The 18,766-nt window shown below is 71.5% G+C and carries 18 protein-coding genes; 13 read left to right on the top strand and 5 right to left on the bottom strand.

Annotation, left to right across the window (positions count from 1 at the left end; translation table 11 throughout):
- The first annotated feature begins 108 nt into the window (after positions 1-108).
- From TCUR_RS18735 to TCUR_RS18710, 6 genes are all read left to right on the top strand, one after another.
- Positions 109-1,491: a cytochrome P450 gene (locus tag TCUR_RS18735; protein WP_012854122.1), complete on the top strand. Its 1,383-nt coding sequence runs from the start codon at positions 109-111 to the stop codon at positions 1,489-1,491.
- Positions 1,488-2,438 (top strand): terpene synthase family protein, encoded by a 951-nt coding sequence (locus TCUR_RS18730; RefSeq protein ID WP_012854121.1) that lies wholly within the window; start codon positions 1,488-1,490, stop codon positions 2,436-2,438. The genes TCUR_RS18735 and TCUR_RS18730 overlap by 4 nt, the downstream gene beginning before the upstream one ends.
- A 224-nt stretch (positions 2,439-2,662) precedes the next feature.
- On the top strand, positions 2,663-5,128 hold the full coding sequence (locus TCUR_RS18725; RefSeq protein WP_012854120.1) for a sensor histidine kinase: 2,466 nt from the start codon (positions 2,663-2,665) through the stop codon (positions 5,126-5,128).
- 62 nt (positions 5,129-5,190) lie between these two features.
- On the top strand, positions 5,191-5,616 hold the full coding sequence (locus TCUR_RS18720; RefSeq protein ID WP_012854119.1) for a roadblock/LC7 domain-containing protein: 426 nt from the start codon (positions 5,191-5,193) through the stop codon (positions 5,614-5,616).
- Positions 5,613-6,035, top strand: a complete 423-nt coding sequence (locus tag TCUR_RS18715; protein WP_012854118.1) for a DUF742 domain-containing protein — start codon at positions 5,613-5,615, stop codon at positions 6,033-6,035. Before TCUR_RS18720 ends, TCUR_RS18715 begins: the two co-directional genes overlap by 4 nt.
- Positions 6,016-6,624 carry a GTP-binding protein gene (locus TCUR_RS18710; RefSeq protein ID WP_012854117.1) on the top strand — a complete coding sequence of 203 codons (609 nt, stop codon included), beginning with the start codon at positions 6,016-6,018 and terminating at the stop codon, positions 6,622-6,624. Before TCUR_RS18715 ends, TCUR_RS18710 begins: the two co-directional genes overlap by 20 nt.
- A 12-nt stretch (positions 6,625-6,636) precedes the next feature.
- Here TCUR_RS18710 and TCUR_RS18705 read toward each other — a convergent pair whose 3' ends face one another.
- Positions 6,637-7,524 (bottom strand): terpene synthase family protein, encoded by an 888-nt coding sequence (locus TCUR_RS18705; protein ID WP_012854116.1) that lies wholly within the window; start codon positions 7,522-7,524, stop codon positions 6,637-6,639.
- Between the two features lie 751 nt (positions 7,525-8,275).
- On the opposite strand from TCUR_RS18705, the gene TCUR_RS18700 reads away from it, so the two are divergent.
- On the top strand, positions 8,276-9,082 hold the full coding sequence (locus TCUR_RS18700; protein ID WP_012854115.1) for an SAM-dependent methyltransferase: 807 nt from the start codon (positions 8,276-8,278) through the stop codon (positions 9,080-9,082).
- Between the two features lie 17 nt (positions 9,083-9,099).
- On the opposite strand, the gene TCUR_RS18695 is transcribed toward TCUR_RS18700, so the two are convergent.
- Positions 9,100-9,675: a TerD family protein gene (locus tag TCUR_RS18695; protein ID WP_012854114.1), complete on the bottom strand. Its 576-nt coding sequence runs from the start codon at positions 9,673-9,675 to the stop codon at positions 9,100-9,102.
- 178 nt (positions 9,676-9,853) lie between these two features.
- Between TCUR_RS18695 and TCUR_RS18690 the strand changes: the two genes are divergently transcribed.
- Entirely contained in the window at positions 9,854-10,726 is an 873-nt protein-coding gene (locus TCUR_RS18690; RefSeq protein ID WP_012854113.1) for an LLM class flavin-dependent oxidoreductase, read from the top strand.
- 21 nt (positions 10,727-10,747) lie between these two features.
- On the opposite strand, the gene TCUR_RS18685 is transcribed toward TCUR_RS18690, so the two are convergent.
- Positions 10,748-11,185 carry a hypothetical protein gene (locus TCUR_RS18685; protein ID WP_012854112.1) on the bottom strand — a complete coding sequence of 146 codons (438 nt, stop codon included), beginning with the start codon at positions 11,183-11,185 and terminating at the stop codon, positions 10,748-10,750.
- A 177-nt stretch (positions 11,186-11,362) separates the two neighbouring features.
- Between TCUR_RS18685 and TCUR_RS18680 the strand changes: the two genes are divergently transcribed.
- From TCUR_RS18680 to TCUR_RS18670, 3 genes are all read left to right on the top strand, one after another.
- Complete coding sequence (locus TCUR_RS18680) at positions 11,363-11,686, top strand: DMT family transporter (protein ID WP_012854111.1); 324 nt, start codon at positions 11,363-11,365, stop codon at positions 11,684-11,686.
- Between the two features lie 1,024 nt (positions 11,687-12,710).
- On the top strand, positions 12,711-12,941 hold the full coding sequence (locus tag TCUR_RS18675) for a hypothetical protein (protein WP_012854110.1): 231 nt from the start codon (positions 12,711-12,713) through the stop codon (positions 12,939-12,941).
- Positions 12,942-13,342: 401 nt separating this feature from the next.
- Positions 13,343-14,812, top strand: a complete 1,470-nt coding sequence (locus TCUR_RS18670; protein WP_217265425.1) for a phytoene desaturase family protein — start codon at positions 13,343-13,345, stop codon at positions 14,810-14,812.
- On the opposite strand, the gene TCUR_RS18665 is transcribed toward TCUR_RS18670, so the two are convergent.
- The gene (locus TCUR_RS18665; protein ID WP_012854108.1) at positions 14,795-16,042 is read right to left on the bottom strand and encodes a PucR family transcriptional regulator; all 1,248 of its coding nucleotides are present in this window, start codon (positions 16,040-16,042) and stop codon (positions 14,795-14,797) included. The genes TCUR_RS18670 and TCUR_RS18665 overlap by 18 nt on opposite strands.
- 294 nt (positions 16,043-16,336) lie before the next feature.
- On the opposite strand from TCUR_RS18665, the gene TCUR_RS18660 reads away from it, so the two are divergent.
- Positions 16,337-16,780 (top strand): helix-hairpin-helix domain-containing protein, encoded by a 444-nt coding sequence (locus TCUR_RS18660; RefSeq protein ID WP_012854107.1) that lies wholly within the window; start codon positions 16,337-16,339, stop codon positions 16,778-16,780.
- Between the two features lie 114 nt (positions 16,781-16,894).
- Here TCUR_RS18660 and TCUR_RS18655 read toward each other — a convergent pair whose 3' ends face one another.
- Positions 16,895-17,242, bottom strand: coding sequence for a hypothetical protein (locus tag TCUR_RS18655; protein ID WP_052305552.1), 348 nt, complete (start codon positions 17,240-17,242; stop codon positions 16,895-16,897).
- A gap of 113 nt (positions 17,243-17,355) precedes the next feature.
- Between TCUR_RS18655 and TCUR_RS18650 the strand changes: the two genes are divergently transcribed.
- Positions 17,356-18,366 (top strand): sigma-70 family RNA polymerase sigma factor, encoded by a 1,011-nt coding sequence (locus TCUR_RS18650; protein WP_281055013.1) that lies wholly within the window; start codon positions 17,356-17,358, stop codon positions 18,364-18,366.
- The last annotated feature ends 400 nt before the right edge of the window (positions 18,367-18,766 follow it).

Raw genomic sequence — 18,766 nt, 5'->3', positions numbered from 1 at the left:
GTGTTTCGTCAAGGTGATCTTGTTGGCTTGTGGGCTTCGTGTGATACTTCGTAGCGTTTTGTAGGAGATCTCCGTCGTTTGTGTGCAAATCCCCGTGAAGGGACGGTCATGTCGACAACCCTCGGCGCGCACTCGGCTGCTTCGACCGCCTCGCTGGAGAGAGTGCCGCTGCGGCGGCTGATCTCGCTGTACCGGCAGGGCGGCGCGCTGCACGCTCTGGAATCGATCGGGCGCATGGCGGAGGGGGCGATCGCCCGGATCGATCTGGGACTGTTCCGGCCCTATCTGATCACCGACCCCGCCCACGTCCAGCATGTGCTGCGCGACCGGGCCGACAACTACCAGCGCGGCGTGGTGATGTGGAAGCCGGTCAGCCGGCTGGTCGGCAACGGCATCTCCAGTGAAGGCCCTCTGTGGCGGTCCAGCCGCCAGGTGCTGGCCAGGGTCTTCTCCGCGCAGTACATCAGTCACTTCACCGAGCGGATGGCCGAGGCCATCAACGCGGCCGCCGACGACTTGCTGGCCCGTGCCGCCGATCAGCCGGTGGACGTGCGCCGGGAGATGAACCGGCTCATGCACCGCGCGATCAGCCTGGTGTTCTTCGACGACCGGCTGTCGGTGGCGGAGATCGACCGGCTGGGTGCGGCGGTCTCGGCCGCCTCGAGCTCGTTCATGTGGCGGATGGCCATGCCGTTCGTGCCCAACGCGGTGCCGATGCCCGGTGACCGGACCTTCCGCCGCGCCACCCGCACGGTGGACGAGATCCTCCGGCCGCTGGTCGCCGAGGGCCGCAAGCGCCCGCCCGGCGGCCATGACGTGGTCTCGAAACTGATCGAGGCGCGCGAGGAAGACGGCACGCCCTTCTCCGACCAGCGCATCCGCGACGATGTGGTGGCCTTGTTCGTCTCCGGCACCGAATCCACCGCCGACGGGCTGACCTGGCTGTGGGTGGCGCTGCACCGGTATCCCGAGATCGCCGAGCGGGTCTATGCGGAGATCCGGAGCGAGGTGGGCGATGGCCCCGCCCGGCCCGAGCACATTCGGCGGCTTCCCTACACCCAGATGTTCCTGCAGGAAGTGCTGCGCATGCACGCGGTCGGGTGGGCGGTGCCGCGGGTCGCCGTGGACGACGACGTGATCGCCGGAGTCCCGATCAAGAAGGGCGCCACCGTGGTGCTCAGCCCCTACCTCACCCACCGGGACCGGCGGATCTGGGAGCGGCCGGAGGAGTTCGACCCGGAGCGGTTCACCCCCGAGCGGATCAAGGCGCGCATCCAGCGGCACGGCCGGTTCGCCTACTTCCCCTTCGGCGGAGGCGACCACGTCTGCCTGGGCGAGCAGCTGTTCAAGATCGAGACGACGCTGATCATGGCGTCCCTGCTGAGCCGGGCCCGGCCGGTGCTGCGCAATGACGGGCCCATCGAGTCGCAGCTGACCCTGACCGTACGGCCCAGCCGCCCGGTCCAGATGACTTTGCAGGCCCACCGGTGACGGCGACCGGAACCGAGCGCACGCTGTTCACCACCGCCGGCCCGGTGGTGGACGCCGTCGAGGCCGGGCGGCTGGCCGCCCTCATCGTCGACCTGGACCGGGACCTGGCCGACTGCGCGGCCACCTACTGCGGCCTCTACCCCGACCCACCCTTTGAGCCCTCGCTGTTCACCAAGGTCGCCCAGGCCATCGGCGGGCAGGGCCCCTGGTACAGCGCCGCGCAGCTGCGGGTGTCCAACCGCACCTCGGCGTGGCTGTTCGCGCTGGACTGGATCATGGACCATGCCGCCGACTCCCTGGAGCAGATCCGCGACACCGTGGGCCGCTGCCTGGAGATCGGCGACGGCGCCGACCCCGCCCCCGGCGACCAGCTGGGGCTGTTCCTGGCGGAGCTGCGCGACCTGGTGGCGGCCGGCCCCGCCTGGTCGCGCTTCGGCCCGCTGTGGCGCGAGGAGCTGCGCCGGATGCTGGAGGGCATGGCGCGCGAGTGGGAGTGGAAGGACGCCCACGCCCGCGGCGAGGCCGAACTGCCCACCTACGAGCGCTACCTGGACAACGCCGACAACTTCGGCTCGGTCTGGGGCAACATCGCACACTGGATGTACGTCGGCGACCCCGACATCCTCGACCACATGGAACCGCTGCGCCAGGTCAGCCGGCAGGTCCAAAAGGTGCTGCGGCTGCTCAACGACCTGGCCACCTGGAACCGCGACCGCACCTGGGGCGATCTGAACGCGCTGCTGCTGGGCGTCGACGTGCCGTTCGTGATCGCCCACATCAAGGCGCTGACCGAGCACTGCCACCGGATGCTGGAGCCGCTGTATGAGCGGTGCCCGCAGGGGGCGGTCTTCGTCGCGCGCCAGATCGGCTACAGCACCGGCTATTACGGCAGCGGCGCCGACTACTGGGGCCTGCTGGGCCTGGAAGGTTCGCTGGTCGAGCCCTGACCAGGGAAGACGCGGGGGAGTGCCCCATCTGCGGGCCCGAGGATGTGAGATGGGGCACTCCTCATCATGTGGCTATTTCACGATCCATCCTGAGGGGTCGTTGCTATGGTGCTGCGGTGCGATGGGCGGATTAGGCGCGTATCGCACTCGGTCGGATGAGACACCGGGGCGGTCTGTGGCGACCGGCTGCGGAAACCCCATGAGATAGGCCGCGATAGGAAGTCATGCTGCGACGACTTGCCCGCTGGAGCCTGAGATCCAAGATCACCGCGCTGCTGGTGTCGCTGGCGCTGCTGTGGGCCTTCGCGGCCTGGGTGACCGCCCGTGAAGGACTGAACCTACTGGCCGTCAACCAGCTGGACCAGGCGCTCGGCCGTCCGACGGCGACCCTCATCACCGAGCTGCAAAAAGAGCGCAAGCTGTCGCTGATCTGGCTGGGCCGCTCCGACGGCGCCAACCTGAACAGGCTGACGCAGCAGCGCAGGAGCACCGACGCGGCCATCAACGGCTTTCGCAGCTCCAGCGGCAAGGGCGGCTGGGCGGTCAGCGACGTCCAGCGCACCCACATCGCGGAGATCACCAGGCTGCTGGACTCGTTGCAGGGCATGCGCCGGAACATCGACGAGCGCAGGAGCCAGCAGGTCGACGCGGCCCGCCCTTACAGCGCCGCGATCGACGCCGCGCTGAAGCTGACCGCCGCCAACTCCGACGTCATCGACGACAAGCGCATCGCCCGCGAGGGTCTGGCCCTGGTGTCGCTGCTGCAGGCCCGTGAGGTCCTGGCCCGGGAGGACGCGCTGCTGTCGGGTGTGCTGGCCGAGGGGAAGTTCACCGACACCGAGCACATCGAGTTCACCGGCCTGGTCAACACCCAGCGGTACTTGTTCTCCCAGGCCACCGAAGGGATGCCGGAGCAGGCCCGGGCCGCCTACGAGCGGCTGGCCCGCGGTGAGGTCGGCACCCGGCTGACCGCCGTGGAGGACCTGGTCATCCAGCGCGCCCGCGCCGGGATGCGCCCCGCCGTCACCAAGGCCCAATGGGACGGCGCGGTCAACCCGGTGCTGGAGCAGATCGACAAGATCGTCCTGGCCGGCGGTGACGAGGTCGTCGAGCACTCCCGGCCGATGGCGATCGGCGTCATCTTGCGGCTGTCGCTGGCCGGCGGCCTGGGCATGCTGGCGGTCATCGCCTCGATCGTGGTGTCGATCACCACCGCCCGCAAGCTGGTGCGCCAGCTGGAGCGGCTCCGCGACGCCGCCTGGGAGCTGGCCAACCAGCGCCTGCCCAGCGTGGTCGAGCGGCTGGGACACGGTGAGAAGGTGGACGTGGCCGTGGAGGCCCCGCCGCTGCGGTTCGGTGACGACCAGATCGGCCAGGTGGGTCAGGCGTTCAACGCGGTGCAGGAGACCGCCATCGCCACCGCCGTCCAGCAGGCCGAGCTGCGCAGTGGTTTCCGCAAGATCCTGCTGGCGCTGGCCCGCCGCAACCAAGCCCTGGTCACCCGGCAGCTGCGGCTGATCGACAGCATCGAGCGCCGCCGCGACCTGGAGGGCGAGGAGCTCCAGGAGATCTTCCGGCTGGACCACCTGGCCACCCGCATGCGGCGCAACGCCGAGAACCTGGTGCTGATGGCCGGGGAGAAGCCGGCCCGTTCCTGGAAGAACCCGGTGCCCATCTTCGACGTGGTGCGCGCCGCGGTCGGCGAGGTGGAGGACTACGAGCGGGTCGCCTTCCAGCGCTTCGACGCCGCCCGCCTGGCCGGCCGGGCGGTGGTGGACGTCACCCGGCTGCTGGCCGAGCTGATCGAAAACGGCCTGAACTTCTCCAGCCCCGGCACCGAGGTGGTGGTCAGCGGGCAGACCGCCGCCAACGGCTATGCCATCGAGATCGAGGACAAGGGCCTGGGCATGACGCGCGAGCAGCTGGAGGAGGCCAACCAGATGCTCGCCGACCCGCCGGAGTTCGACCTGGCGCCCGACGAGCGGCTGGGCCTGTTCGTGGTCGGCCGGCTGGCCCGCCGCTACCAGATCTCCGTCAGCCTCAAGCGTTCCCCCTACGGCGGCGTCACCGCCGTCGTGCTGATCCCCAACGACCTCATCGGCGACCAGATCGGCGAGGACGTGCGGACGGTGGTGGCCTCGGCCGGCGCCGCCGCGATGAGCACCGGCGGCCCGGCCGAGCCGGACCGCCGGGCCGCCGTCACGGTGCTGCCCACGCCCTCCGGCCACGCCACCGGCGGCCACGCGGTCGTCCCGGCCCCGGTGGGCGGCCTGCCCAGCAGGACCGGTCCGCAGCCGGAGGTGGCAGATCCCCGGCAGCCGGTCCCTTCCGCCGCGCCCGCCCCGCACCGGGAGGAGGCTCGGCGGCCCTCTGACGCGTCCCCTGTTCCCGAACCCGCCGGCGACGCTCCCCGGCCGGCAGAAACGGTGGTGCCTTCTGCCATGTCCCTGCCAACCACTCCCGGAGGTCTGCCGATCCGGCAGCCGCAGGAGCATCTGGTCGAGCAGCTGCGTACCGACGCCCCGCTGGTCTCCTCCGCCGCGCCGCAGGAGGAGGAGCGGGGCCGCAGCCCGGAGGAGATCCGCAGGATCGTGGGGGCCTTCCAGCAAGGCACCCTGCGCGGCCGGGCCGAGGCCCGGCAGCGCTCCCCGCAGGCCGGGCCCGGCGACGACGGTGCGTCTTCGGCCTGATCTCCCCGCCTGAACCGAGCAGCCCCAACCGCGCCAGGGCAGAGACCCGATAAGGAACTGCAATGCCCAACAGTGGCACGACAGATCTGACCTTCCTGCTGGATGATCTGGTCAAAAGAGTGGACGGCGCCAGGCATGCGATCGTGCTGTCGGCCGACGGCCTGCTGATGGCCTCTGACAGCGCCTTCGCCAAAGACGACGGCGAGCACCTGGCCGCGGTGGCGGCCGGCGTGCAGAGCCTGGCCCGGGGGGTCGGTGAGCGCTTCGGCCATGGGAAGGTCCGCCAGTCCATCATCGAGATGGAGACGGCCTTCCTGCTGGTCACCGTGGCGGGACCGGGAGCATGCCTGGCGGTGCTGGCCGACCAGGGTTCCGACCGGGCCACCGATGTGGGCCTCATCGCCTACGAGATGGCACTGCTGGTCACTAAAGTTAGTAACTTTTTGACCTCTCCGCCCCGGGCCGCGGTGGAAGGGGAACGATCATGACGGGACAACGGCACGGGCACGATCCCGCCGAACCGATGGTGCGCCCCTATGTGCTCACGCGTGGGCGCGTCCAGCCGGGCCAGGGCAGCTTCGACGTGATCACCCAGGTGGTGGCGACGTCGGAGCCCTCCCCGGAGGAGCATCGCGAGCTTTCCCCCGAGCACCTGGAGATCCTGCGGCTGTGCCAGGAACCCAGGTCGGTGGCCGAGCTGGCCGCCCAGTTCGGGCGCGGCGCCGAGCCGGCCGGTGAGTTCTCCGCATCGCCCGCCGCGGGCGCGGGCCTGCCGATCAGCGTGGTCCGCGTCCTGCTCGGCGATCTGCTGGAGCGGGGGCACATCCAGGTCCAGGAACCCGAGGCGGACAACCTGCGCCGCATCGATCTGTACAAGGAGATCATCGTTGGACTCCGCGCCCTCTGAGCAGGACAGGGCGGCACGCCCGGTGCCCAAGCTGCCCACCGCGGTCAAGATCGTCATCGCCGGTGGGTTCGGCGTCGGCAAGACCACCATGGTCGGCACGGTCTCCGAGACCGTCCCGCTGCGCACCGAGGAGATCCTCACCGACCGCAGCATCGGGGTCGATGATCTGGCCGGTGTGGAGGCCAAGGCCTCCACCACGGTGGCGATGGACTTCGGCCGCATCACCCTGCGCAAGGACCTGGTGCTCTACCTGTTCGGCACGCCGGGTCAGGAGCGCTTCTGGTTCATGTGGGACGAGCTGTCGCTGGGGGCGCTCGGCGCGGTGGTGCTGGCCGACACCCGGCGCCTGGCCGACTGCTTCCCGTCGGTGGACTACTTCGAGCGGCGCGGCACCCCGTTCATCGTGGCGGTCAACTGCTTCGACGGCGCCCGCCGCTACGAGCTGGAGGAGGTGCGCATGGCGCTGAACCTCGCCGAAGAGGTGCCGGTGATGCTGTGCGACGCGCGCAAGCTGGACTCCTGCAAGGAAGTGCTGATCACCTTGGTGCAGCACGCGCAGCGGGCGCGCATCGCACCGGTGGCCACCTGAACGCCGGGGCGTTCAGCGGCGCGGCGGCGCGGTGCCGAAGAACCCGGCGTAAAAGTCCATGTGGCGTTCCATGTAGTCGGCCTGCTCCCGGTGCCTGGCGCGGGCGGCGGCCAGCAGCGTCCTGGCCTGCCCGGTGGCCTCGGCGAGCCGCAGCTCCACCGCCGGGCGGGGCAGGCCCAAGGTGAGCGCGTTCGGCTCGCCCGGATCCAGCCCGCGTCCGGCCGCGCCCAGGTCGGCCGACAGCCGCACCGCCCGCTGCACCGCCCGGGCGGCGTCCGCCAGGTCCTCGGCGGGGCCGCTGTCGCCGGTGGCGATGCGGTGCGCGGCGAAGGTGAGGGCCAGCCCGAAGCCGTCGGCGTCGCGCAGGTACTCCTCGAAGGAGGGCCGCCGCCCGGCGCGGGCGGTCGTCCAGGAGCGGGCCAGAGCCCGCAGCGTCCGCCGCAGCTCCTCCTGCCAGGCGTCGTACAGCACCGGATGGGCGGGCAGCGCCGCCAGCTCCCGGTGGATCACGGCCAGGAAACGGGACAGGTCGTCGTCGGGGTCGGGGGAGGCCCCGTCCGCCACCGCCTCATAGTGCTCGATGAGCCGCCACAGCTCCGGCTCAGAAGCCAGGTGCGCGACGCGCCGGCCCAGGCCCAGCACCCACAGGCTCATCCGGCCCGCCGGCTGCAGCTGGTCCACGGTGCGGTGCGGGTCGCTGAAGGCGGCGGCCAGCGCGAGCATGCTGTACAGCCCCGGATCGAACGAGCGGGGGTCGTAGGGGGCGGGAAACTCCACGGCCCATCCCCGCATGCGCCGCTGCAATTTCCCGGCCACCGTGCAGATCCTGGCCGCGGCTTCGGCTCCCGGGCCGGTCGCCGTCACATCGAAGGGGGACGGCTGCGCTGCGCGTACTGCCATGTGGGCCTCCTGCGTCGAAGGGCCTTGCCACGCCGGGACGGTTGCCGCAGGCCGTTATCGGGGACTTTTTCGGCACGCCGTTTCCCAAGGCGATGCCGCCGCCTGCACGGGTGCGAAATCGCACCACGGCGAGGCTTTCGGCGCCTTGAGACCGCGTGCCGGAAAAGACCCGGTGGCCACGGGCAGCGGCCGCTGCTCAGCCGAAGTATCACACGGCGCACTTTAACGATCAAGGTTCCGGTGCCGGTGATCGTGCTCACCGGCACCGGTGGCCTGCCCGCTGACCTGGGGGTTTGAGCGAGCCGGCCGCCGGGGCGCAGGGAGGCGGCAGCAGGCGGCAGCCGCCCGGTCCGCCGCTTGGGGAGGGGGCCGGAAAGAACGCCGGACGAAGTGACGCTCCTTGCCCGCCGGCATGGATATCTTGCGCTGAACTGAAGAGCGGCCATCTCTTTTTGTGGCCTGCTCTCTTTGTAAGGAGAATTTTGCTGCGCTGATTTTCGTGCTTTTGGCGTGGTGCGGCCGTCGTCCCGGGCCGTGGTGCGGGTCCATGCGGCGGTCGGCTTCTCGATAGCCGATATGCGTCTCCTCGGCGGCTTTGAGTGCGGAGAACGTCGGTCTGAGGGTGTCCCTGCCGCCTTATCGACGGCTTGTTCCCCCCTTCGTCGGTGACTTTGGCAAATTCCGGATCTATGGTGACATAGGTGATTGCGGTCGTTGTGGCCGGCGTAACGGACGATGGGCGGTGCCTCTCATGATGAGCAGCTGCGACGGCCGGGTGGAGCCCGGCATCGACAGGCCGCATCCAGCGCGGGTCGCCGACTACTGGCTGGGCGGCCGGGACTACTACCCCGCCGACCGGGCGGCGGCGGAGGCCGTCGAGAGCATCGCCCCCGGCGTCGCGGCCTCGGTCCGCGCTTACCGCGCATTCCTGGGCCGCTGTGTCCGGCACCTGATCCTTGAGCGGGGCGTCCGCCAGTTCCTCGACATCGGCTCCGGTCTGCCCACCGGAGGCAACACCCACCAGGTGGCCCAGCGCCTCGCCCCCGAGTCCCGGGTCGTCTACGCCGACAACGACCCGCTGGTGGTGGCACATGCCCGGTCGCTGCTGACCAGCACCCCGCAGGGCGCCGTCAGCTACCTGGAGGGCGATCTGCGCCGGCCCGAGCACATCCTCAAGCACGCGGCCGAGACCCTCGACCTGACCCGGCCGGTGGCGTTGATGCTGCTGGGCGTTCTCGGCCACATCCCCGATGAGACCGAGGCCGGCTGGATCGTGCGCTACCTGGTGGAGAGCGTCCCCTCGGGCAGCTACTTGGTGATCGTGCACCCCACTTTGGACACGCGCGGCGAGACCATGAGCAAGGCGATCCTGCGCTTCAGGCAGTGCGGCGGCACCCGGGTCGTGGCCCGTGACCGTGCCCGCCTGATCCGCTTCTTCGACGGCCTGGAGCTGCTGGAACCCGGCGTGGTCACCACTTCCGACTGGCGTCCGGACACCCGTGGCGACGGGCTTCTCCCCGTGGCCTCCGAACTGTGCGGCGTCGGCCGCAAGCCCTGACCCCCGCCTCCCGGCGCTCAGACGTTGACGCCGTAGTCCCTGGCGATGCCCGCCAGCCCCGAGGCGTACCCCTGGCCGACCGCGCGGAACTTCCACTCGCTGCCGTGCCGGTACAGCTCGCCGAAGATCATGGCGGTCTCGGTGGAGGCGTCCTCGGTGAGGTCGTAGCGGGCGATCTCGGTGCCGTCGGCCTGGTTGACCACGCGGATGAAGGCGTTGCGGACCTGCCCGAAGGTCTGGCCGCGGCTGTCGGCGTCGTAGATGGAGACCGGGAAGACGATCCGGGCGGCCTCGGGCGGGACCGCGGTCAGATCGACCTTGATCTGCTCGTCGTCGCCCTCGCCCTCGCCGGTGAGGTTGTCGCCGGTGTGCTCGACCGATCCCTCCGGGCTGCGCAGGTTGTTGAAGAAGACGAAGTGCTGGTCGGACAGGACCTTGCCGGAGGCGTCCACCAGCAGCGCGCTGGCGTCCAGGTCGAAGTCGGCGCCGGTGGTGGTCCGCACGTCCCAGCCCAGCCCGACCGTGATCGCGGTCAGGCCCGGCGCCTGCTTGCTGAGCGAGACGTTGCCGCCCTTGGAAAGGCTGACACTCATGGTGCTCCTCCTCGAATCATCGGGTACTGCGTCAACGGGTCACCCCAGGTGACGGTTCCCCTCCGCATCGTCCCTCTCATCAGTGCAGGCCAAAGCACCGTGGCGGGCGCCGCCCGGGCGGGGGAGCATGGACGGGCTGCGACTTGAGCACCGCTTCTTGAGAAAGGAGAAAGCCCGCATGACCGCTCTCGGTGTGGTGTTCCGCCCCCAGCTGCCTCCCGAGCGGTTGCGCGATGTGGCCTGCGCGGCCGACGAGGCGGGGCTGGAGGAGCTGTGGCTGTGGGAGGACTGCTTCCTGGAAAGCGGCATCGCCTCCGCCGCGGCCGCCCTGGCCTGGACGCGCCGGCTGCGCGTGGGCATCGGCCTGCTGCCGGTGCCGCTGCGCAACGTCGCGCTGACCGCGATGGAGGCGGCCACCTTGCACCGGTTGTTCCCGCAACGGGCCATCGTCGGCGTCGGTCACGGCGTCCAGGACTGGATGGCCCAGGTCGGCGCGCGGGTGGACTCGCCGCTGACGCTGCTGGAGGAGTACCTGACGGCGCTGCGGGCCCTGCTGCGCGGAGAGCGGGTCACCGTGCAGGGCCGCTACGTCCGCCTCGACGACGTCGCCCTCGACTGGCCGCCGCCCGCCGCGCCCCCCGTGCCGGCCGGGGCGAGCGGGCCGCGCACGCTGCGGCTGAGCGGCCGGGCCGCCGACGGCACCATCCTCACCGCGGGCACCGCCCCCGACGCCGTGCGGCGGGCCCGCCGCCTGATCGAGGAGGGACGCGCGGAGGCCGGCCGCACCGACCCGCACCGCCTGGTGGTCTACTTCCACGCCGCGACCGGCCCGGACGCCCGCTCCCGCCTGGAGGCCGAGCTGCGGGGCTGGGGCGACGCCCCCACCGCCGACCTGGGAGCCGCCGGGGACGCCGAGACCGTCGCCGCGGCCGTCGTCCGCCTGGCGCAGGCCGGGGCCGATACGGTGGTCCTGCAGCCCACCGCCGACGAACCCGACCCCGAGGGCTTCGTCCGCTTCGTCGCCGAGCAGGTCCGCCCGCTCGTCCCCTGACCGCGGCCGCCGCGCGCTTTTTCAGCCGGTGCCGGTCACGTGGCAGTCGTCGTCGGCGGCGCCGTCGCCTGCGACCTGCGCCTCCCAGCTCAGGGAGCTTTCGGGGACGTCGAGGAAGACATAGGTCTCGCCCACCTCGAGGCAGTCGTCGCGGTCACGGCCCACCTTCACGCCGCCCAGATCCGTGATGACGAAGCCGCGCCGGGGGTCCAAGGTGATCCGGACGGTGAACTCGCCGACCCGGCGGGTCCGGAAGGGCGCGTCGACGGGGACGACCCACATGCCGGAGGGCTTCTGCTCGACCAGGGCCTGATCCCCTCGGTCGCCGTCTTGGTCCCAGCCGTCGATGTAGACGGTGGCGCCGGGCTGGATCTGCCGCAACGCGGTCTTCTCGGTGGAGCAGCCCGCCGCCGCCACCAGGATCGCCGCGAGCACCAGGATCATCGACTTGTGCCGCAAGGTGTCACTCCCGCTCCCCGCCCCGCTCGGCGTCCCGCCGGGGTCGGCGGGTATCCGCTGCTGAGGGCGTTCCGGCGATGCTACCGGGGTGAATCGTCACAAAAGTGACCGCCTGGTGTACTTATCCGATGGGCACGACCCGTGCGGACGGGGCCTTCGCTGGAGGGGGATCGGGGCATGGCCTGGTTGATGATCATCGCGGCCGGATTGTTCGAGGTCGCCATGGCCTACTCGCTCAAGCTCAGCGACGGCTTCTCCCGCCCCCTGGCCAGTGCCTGCTTCATCGTCTTCGCCGTGCTCAGCTTCGCCCTGCTGGCACTGGCGCTCAAGAGCCTGGAGGTCGGCACCGCGTACGCGGTCTGGACGGGCATCGGCGCCGTCGGCACCGCCGTGCTGGGCATCGTGGCCCTGGGCGAGAGCGCCTCCCCCCTCAAGATCGTCTCGATCGCCCTGGTGCTGTCCGGCGTCGTCGGCCTCAACCTGTCCGGCGCCGGCCACTGAACCTTTCTCAACGCCCCGTTCCCGCAGGTGGGGACCGCGGGGTCTCGAAGCCAGGGGCAGTGCTGTGACCCGCAATGTCATGGTCTCGGACGCCGCCGGTGCCCCGTCTCCGGTGTCTCAAGGCCACGTGTTGGGAAAGGTTCACCGGATCTCGTTCCCCGAAGTCTGCGGGGGCTTGGCAGCCCGCCGCTAAAAGGCGACGCCGAACAATGAGGACGGCTATGAAGCCATGAATGCCGGAGCTGGTCACACTGAGTTCCACCCCCTGCTCCGGAGGACCGAGTCCGTATGAGAGCACGATCGACCCGGGCCGTGATGGCGGTCCCGGTACCGGCCGCTCGTACAGCGATGCGGCGCTTCGGCGCCGGCCCCAGAGGGGACGTGCGGCGCCGTTGAAGCCCGGCGGGTCTCGTGCGGGACCGGTGCTCCGTCTCGATGAGGCGATCGGGCCATGGTCCGCCGGCGCCTTCGCGTAGGCCATCCGTCCCTTCCGTGTGCGCTCCCCCGGTCCCCGAGCGCACACGGAAATGGCCTGCCGGACGGGCGCGGCGGGCACCGGTCCTTCCCGCCGAGGACGCGCCGGCGGGAGGGACCGGTCCGCGGCGATGGCGGCCGCCGCCCGGCGGCGGCCGCCATCGCATGTCCGCGCACGCCCGGGCGGATGCGGCCCGGTGCCGCGATGGGGAGCGCCAAGCCGCATGCCACCGCCCGGGGCTTCCCGGCGTGCGAGGGGACAACGGCCGGACGAGCCGGGGCTTGTTCGCGTCGTGTTTCCCGGCGGCCGTGCGCCACAGAGCCCACCCCGGTTCGCGAAAGCGGGGCGCAACGCCTCTTTGCGCTGTTCAATCCCGCTTTTTCAGGGCGCTCTCACCGGCGGTGCACGTTTTGGAACGGCTGGATTCCAATGGGTTCATCGAGCCCACGGAAAAGGCGCGCGGACTCGTCCATCACCCGGCTATCGCCTAGGGGAGTGGGGAGAGGCATATCGTAAAGGTGACGCCGACCCTGCTTTCAGGAGGATCACTTGGCGAGACGACGCAGCGCCATGGCCGCCTCGGTGATGCTGGCGGTGACGGTGGCCGTCGGAATCACCGCGATGTCGCAGCCGGGAGGCGATGACTCGGTGAGCGGCCCGTTCGGCGTCGTCGAGAAGACGAACGACGAAGACCAGCCGGCTGAGGAGTACTGGACTCCGGAGCGCATCAAAGAGGCCGACGAGAACGGGATCGACGAGATGCCCGCGTTCCCCGAATAGGGGCTTTCCCACGGGCGGGACAGAGCCGTGACCTGCGACGTCCTGACCTCGGATACCGCCGGGCACCGTCCCGGCACCTCAACACCACGTGCTGAAAGGGCACGCGGAACCTTTCACAGCACATAGCCCAATGACGTGGGGGACGGGAGCCCGAGGGGTGTTCGGTGTCGCGGCCTTCCAAGCCGCGACACCGCCCCTGACGTTCCCGTCGCGACCCGCGGAAACGGCGTGCTGAAAGATTCACCGGCAGAAGGCGTCCGGCCATTGCGGACCGGAGACTCCCCGCGAAGCCGGACGAGCCGACTGGACGCCGAAACCTTGCCCGGAACAAGGCAGGCCCGAGGCGATGCCCCGCCCATCTGAAAACGGACTCATCGGCGTGCCCGCGTCAAGATGGGCGGGTGCAGGTCGATGCCGTGGTGGTGGGTTCGGGGCCCAACGGGCTGGCGGCGGCGCTGGTGCTGGCGGCGGCGGGGCTGGAGGTGGAGGTGTACGAGGCGTCCGGCACCCCCGGCGGCGGGATGCGCACCGAGGAGCTGACGCTTCCGGGCTTCAAGCACGATGTGTGCTCGGCGGTGCACCCGATGGGGCTGGCGTCCCCGTTCTTTCGCGCCTTCGACCTGGAGAGGCACGGGGTGGAATGGCTGCACCCCCAGGTCGCCTACGCGCACCCCCTGGACGGCGGGCACGCCGGGCTGGCCTGGACCGATCTGGAGCGGACGGCCGAGGGCCTGGGCGCCGACGGGGCCGCCTGGCGCCGGCTGCTGGGACCGCTGGTGGAGCGGTGGCGGGGGGTCGTCGGCGCGGCCATGTCCGACCTGCGGCATCCGCCCGGCGACCCGGCCGGCGCGGCCCGCTTGGCGGTGCGGCTGGCCGAGCAGGGCACCCCGCTGTGGCGGTTCCGCTTCCGCGGCCGGGTCGCCCCCGCCATGCTGGCCGGTCTCGGCGCCCACGCCATCGCGCCCCTGCACCGCCCGGCCTCGGCGGGCGCCGGGCTGCTGCTGGGGGCGCTGGCGCACGCGGTCGGCTGGCCCCTGCCGCGCGGCGGCAGCGCCGCGATCACCGCGGCCATGGTGCGGGCGCTGCGGGCGCGCGGCGGCCGGATCATCACCGGGCACCGGGTCCGCTCGCTGGCCGAACTGCCCCGCGCCCGCGCGATCCTGCTGGATGTGACCCCCGCCGGGCTGCTGGAGATGGCCGGTGACCTGCTGCCGGAGGGGTATGCGCGCGCCCTGCGGCGCTTCCGCCACGGGGGAGCGGCCTGCAAGGTGGACTTCGCCCTGTCGGGCCCGGTGCCCTGGACGGCGCCCGGCTGCGACCTGGCCGGCACCCTGCACCTGATCGGCGACGAAGTGGAGGCGTCCGCCGCCGAACGACGGGTCGCCGCCGGGCGGCACGCCGCCCGCCCCTACGTGCTGGCCGTCCAGCCATGCGTGGTGGACGACGGCCGCGCCCCCCAAGGGCACCATGTGCTGTGGACGTACGCGCACGTGCCGCAGGGCTCGTCCCGGGACGTCTCCGAAGCGGTGATCGCCCAGGTGGAGCGGTTCGCCCCCGGCTTCCGCGACCTGATCGTGGCGCGGCGCGCGGTGCCGGCCGCCGAGCTGGCCGCCGGCAACCCCAACCACGTCGGCGGTGACATCGCGGGCGGTGCCATGACGGCCTGGCAGATGCTCATGCGTCCCGTCCCCCGCTGGGACCCCTACCGCACGCCGCTGCCCGGGGTGTACCTGTGCTCGTCGTCCACCCCGCCGGGCCCGGGCGTGCACGGCATGTGCGGGCTGCACGCCGCCTCCCGGGCGCTGCGGCAGCGCTTCGGCGTGCGGGCCGACCCGCTGCGGCTGGTGCGCTCCCTACGCGAAACGCACTGAAAGAGGCCGCGGCGCGGGCGGCTCCTCTGCGGCGGGCTCGCGGCCGAAGTGCACCCAGGTGTGCAGCAACAGCAGCATCTCCAGCCGGCGGTCGGGGTCGGTCAGGGCGTCCCCGAGCATCTCCTCCAGCCTGCGGATCCGGTAGCGGACGGTCTGCTCGTGGACCAGCAGCCGCTCGGCCGCCGCGACCGCGTTGTCGCGGTTCTCCATGTAGGTCAGCAGGGTGCGGACCAGCGGTTCGCGGCGGTGCGGCGGCAGCTCCATCAGCGGGGCCAGCCGCTCGGCCAAGGCGACCTCGATGATCTCCTCGCTCATGGCGGTGACCAGGGTGGGGATGTGGTCCAGGCAGCGGACCGGCCCCTTTTCCGGGATGACGCCGCGCTCCACCAGCTCCAGGGCGTGCCGTGCCCAGCGCAGGGACAGCGCGCCCCGGGTGAGCGGCACGGTCGGGCCGATGGCGGCGGCGCAGTCGCGCACCAGCGAGGTGATCAGCCGCTCCTGGGCGGGGCCGTCGGGGTCGGGCACCACCAGGTAAGGGGAGGAGCCGTGCCAGTCGGCCAGGATCGACGGCGGCATGACCGGCGGGGGCTGGCCCAGCGGCGGGCGCACCGCCACCAGGGCCAGGGTGCGGGGCAGGTCCCAGTGGGCCGAGCGGGCCAGTTCGGCGATGGCCTCCCGGCTGGCCGGGGGGTCGGCCACCAGCAGGTCGCGCAGCCGCCAGCGGGATCGTTCCCGCTCGGTGACCACCTGCTCCTGGGCGGCGGCGTAGCCCTGGGCGGCGGCCCCGGCCAGCCGTTCCAGGAACACGAACAGCGATTCGGTGATCTGGCCGAGCAGCTGCAGCGACCAGTTCAGCCGCTGGGCGTCTTTGATGAAACGGCGGCAGGCGACCTGCCCGCTGACCCGGATCGCCGTTTGCAGCCCGTCCAGGTTCCGTCCGCTGCGGGCCTCGTGCGCGCCGATCCGGGCGTAGATGCCGGCCAGCTCCGACCAGTCGAAATCGGGCCGGCCGATGGCGTCGATGAAGTGCCGGATCGTCTCCCGTACGGTCCACCTCATCCGCCGGCCGTACTTGCTGTCCAGCGGACGGGCGTACTCGGGCACCATCCCCTGGATCTCCAGGACCATCTCCTCGGCCGCGGCCTCCAGGTACGGCCGCAGCGGCGCGGCCAGTTCGGCGGAGATCGCCGCCAGGGGTGAATCGCCGGTGCCGGGGGCGGGGTTATCCATTGGCGGACCTCCCGGTGACAGGGTCACGAGATGAGGCGATCACCTCGGGCTCCCAGGACTAACACGGCAATCGACCTGAAAGTAAGGCCCTTTGATGGGGGTGGCCATGGAGATTGTGCGGCGCTCTGCTCAAAAGTAATGGCGCACAAATAACATTGTGCGTGATCACATTGTTATATGTTTCGCGGTGCGGAAGCCGGTGTGACCGCCTTCAGTTATGGCCCTCTTGAGATGGTCGCCGTCACAACGCTACGGCGCCGGTCTTCTGTCGGTGCCCGCCGGTAGGGTGGCCCCATGGGCCGGACCAACGCCGAGGTGGCGGCGCTGCTGCTGGAGTACGCCGACCTGTTCGCGATGAACGGCGGGGACGGCATCCGGGTGCGCAGTTACAAGAAGGCCGCCGAATCGATCGCCTCCTACCCCGGAGACCTCACCCGGATCGATGTGCGCACCCTGCCCGACGTGGGGGAGGCCATCGCCAAGAAGGTCACCGAGGCCCTGCAGCGGGGCACCTTCCGGCAGCTGGAGGAACTGCGCCGCAAGATCCCCGCCGGCGCCCGCAACCTGCTGGCCGTCCCCGGCCTGGGACCCAAACGGGCCCTGCAGCTGCACACCGAACTGGGCGTCGACTCCCCGCAGGCCCTGGCGGAGGCCATCAGACAGGGCCGCCTCGACGGCGTCCGCGGCTTCGGCCCCAAGACCCGCCAGGCCCTGCTGGAGGCCATCGACTCCCTGTGATCGGCTGACCGGCCCGGTGAGCCCTTTCCCCACCCGGCCCACGGCGACGTGGACGAGAGCCGATCCCATCGCCCCTGGCTGCGGCGTCCTCACAGCGACCTGCGAATAAAAGGCTCAGTAGAGCCGGCGCTTGATGTACGAGGCGGCCGGCGGCGTGAAGATGCGGGCCTGCAGCGCCTGCACGAACCTCTCGAACGCGGCCGGCACCAGAGGCACCGCAAAGCCCGAGGCGACGGGATGCTGCGGCACCGTGCCCATCGGGTTCAAACACGGCAGAACAGCGGCAGCAGAAAGGGCATCCACCGGCCGGCGGCCCGGCATCGGCCAGGCGATCCGGTCGCGGACGAACGGGCAGACCACCTCGCCCACGTTCTGCGGCCCGCGCGGCACAAGCGGCGGCCGGCGGCGGGCCGCCCAGAAGAAGCCGCAGGCCACCACCGCCGACAGCGCGATGAGCAGCACCGGCTTGGCCGGGACGGGCCGTCCGGCAGCAGCGGCCCCATTGGAAGATCTCCACACCCCGCGCCGGGCTCCCTGCTTTGTCGGTGCCGGTGATTACAGTCGCCGCGAGGCAGGTGGAGGAGGACATGACGGCGACGCGGGACCGGCCGGGCGTCGAGGAGTTCGCGCGGCTGGCCGATCCGTTCCGGCGTGAGCTGATGGCGCACTGCTACCGGATGCTCGGCTCCGTCCACGACGCCGAAGACCTGGTCCAGGAGACCTACCTGCGCGCCTGGCGGGCCTACGACCGCTTCGAGGGCCGCTCCGCGCTGCGGACCTGGCTGTATCGCATCGCCACCCGGGCCTGCCTGACCGCCCTGGAGAGCCGGGCCCGCCGCCCGATGCCGGCCGGGCTGGGCGCCCCCAGCGCCGACCCCGCCGGCGACCTGGTGGAACGGCCCGAGGTGCCCTGGCTGGAGCCGGTCCCGGACGAGCTGGTGGGAGCCGATGACGCCGATCCGGCCGCCGTCGTCGTCTCACGGGAGAGCATCCGGCTGGCGTTCGTGGCCGCGCTGCAGCACCTGCCGCCCCGCCAGCGGGCCGTGCTGCTCCTGCGGGAGGTGCTGGGCTGGCGGGCCGCCGAGGTCGCCGAGACGGTCGGGGTGAGCACCGCCGCCGTCAACAGCATGCTGCAGCGGGCCCGCGCCCGGCTGCGGCGGGCGGCGCCCGGCCGGGACGGGACGGCCGGGCCGCTGACCGCCGGGCAACGCGACCTGCTCGACCGCTACGTCAGGGCGTTCGAGGCCAAGGACGTGCCCGCCATCGTGGCGCTGCTCACCGACGACGCCGTATGGGAGATGCCGCCGTTCCCCGCCTGGTACCGCGGCCCTGCCGCCATCGGCCACCATCTGGCCCACCGCTGCCCGGCGGGCCCCGGCGGCCTGCGGATCGTCCCGGTGGCCGCCAACGGCCAGCCCGCCTTGGCCCAGTACCTGCGCGACCGGGCCGACGGCGCATACCGCCCGTTCAACCTGCAGGTCCTCACCCTTACCGGTGATCGCGTCAGCCATGTCGCCAACTTCCTCGACACCGCCCTGTTCGCGGTCTTCGGCCTGCCCCCGCAACTGCCCGCCGGGACCGTCTGACCGTGCGGTGCCGCCTTCGGCAGAACGGACCTGCCCGTCTCCGCCGGTGGCGACCGGCAGCCGTCCGCATCGGAGCCGGACGGTGCGCTTGGGGACGCGGGTGGCGTCCATACCTGCGCAGAGGACCTCGAAGCGGGTGACGGCTGAGGCCGGCCGCATAGAAGAAGCAGGCCTCGGGTTCCTCCAGCGGCGGGAAGGACGCGCCGGTGTGGTCCCCGGCACGGCAGGAGCAAGGGCGTTGCCGGGGTATTGCGCCCTCGCCGTGTGCCGCATTCATCCCACCGTGTAGACGAACGCGAGAGCGATCACCGCGCGGGGAGGAACGTCCCGCCTGGCTTTCGACTCGGACGGCCACCCACCGTATGAGCCGCCGCCATTCGCTCACGCATCCTCATGCGCG

Origin of the sequence: Thermomonospora curvata DSM 43183, from assembly GCF_000024385.1 — a bacterium.
Lineage (GTDB): Bacteria > Actinomycetota > Actinomycetes > Streptosporangiales > Streptosporangiaceae > Thermomonospora > Thermomonospora curvata.
Note: the sequence above shows the minus strand (reverse complement) of the source record. Positions and strands in the feature narration are given on the sequence as shown.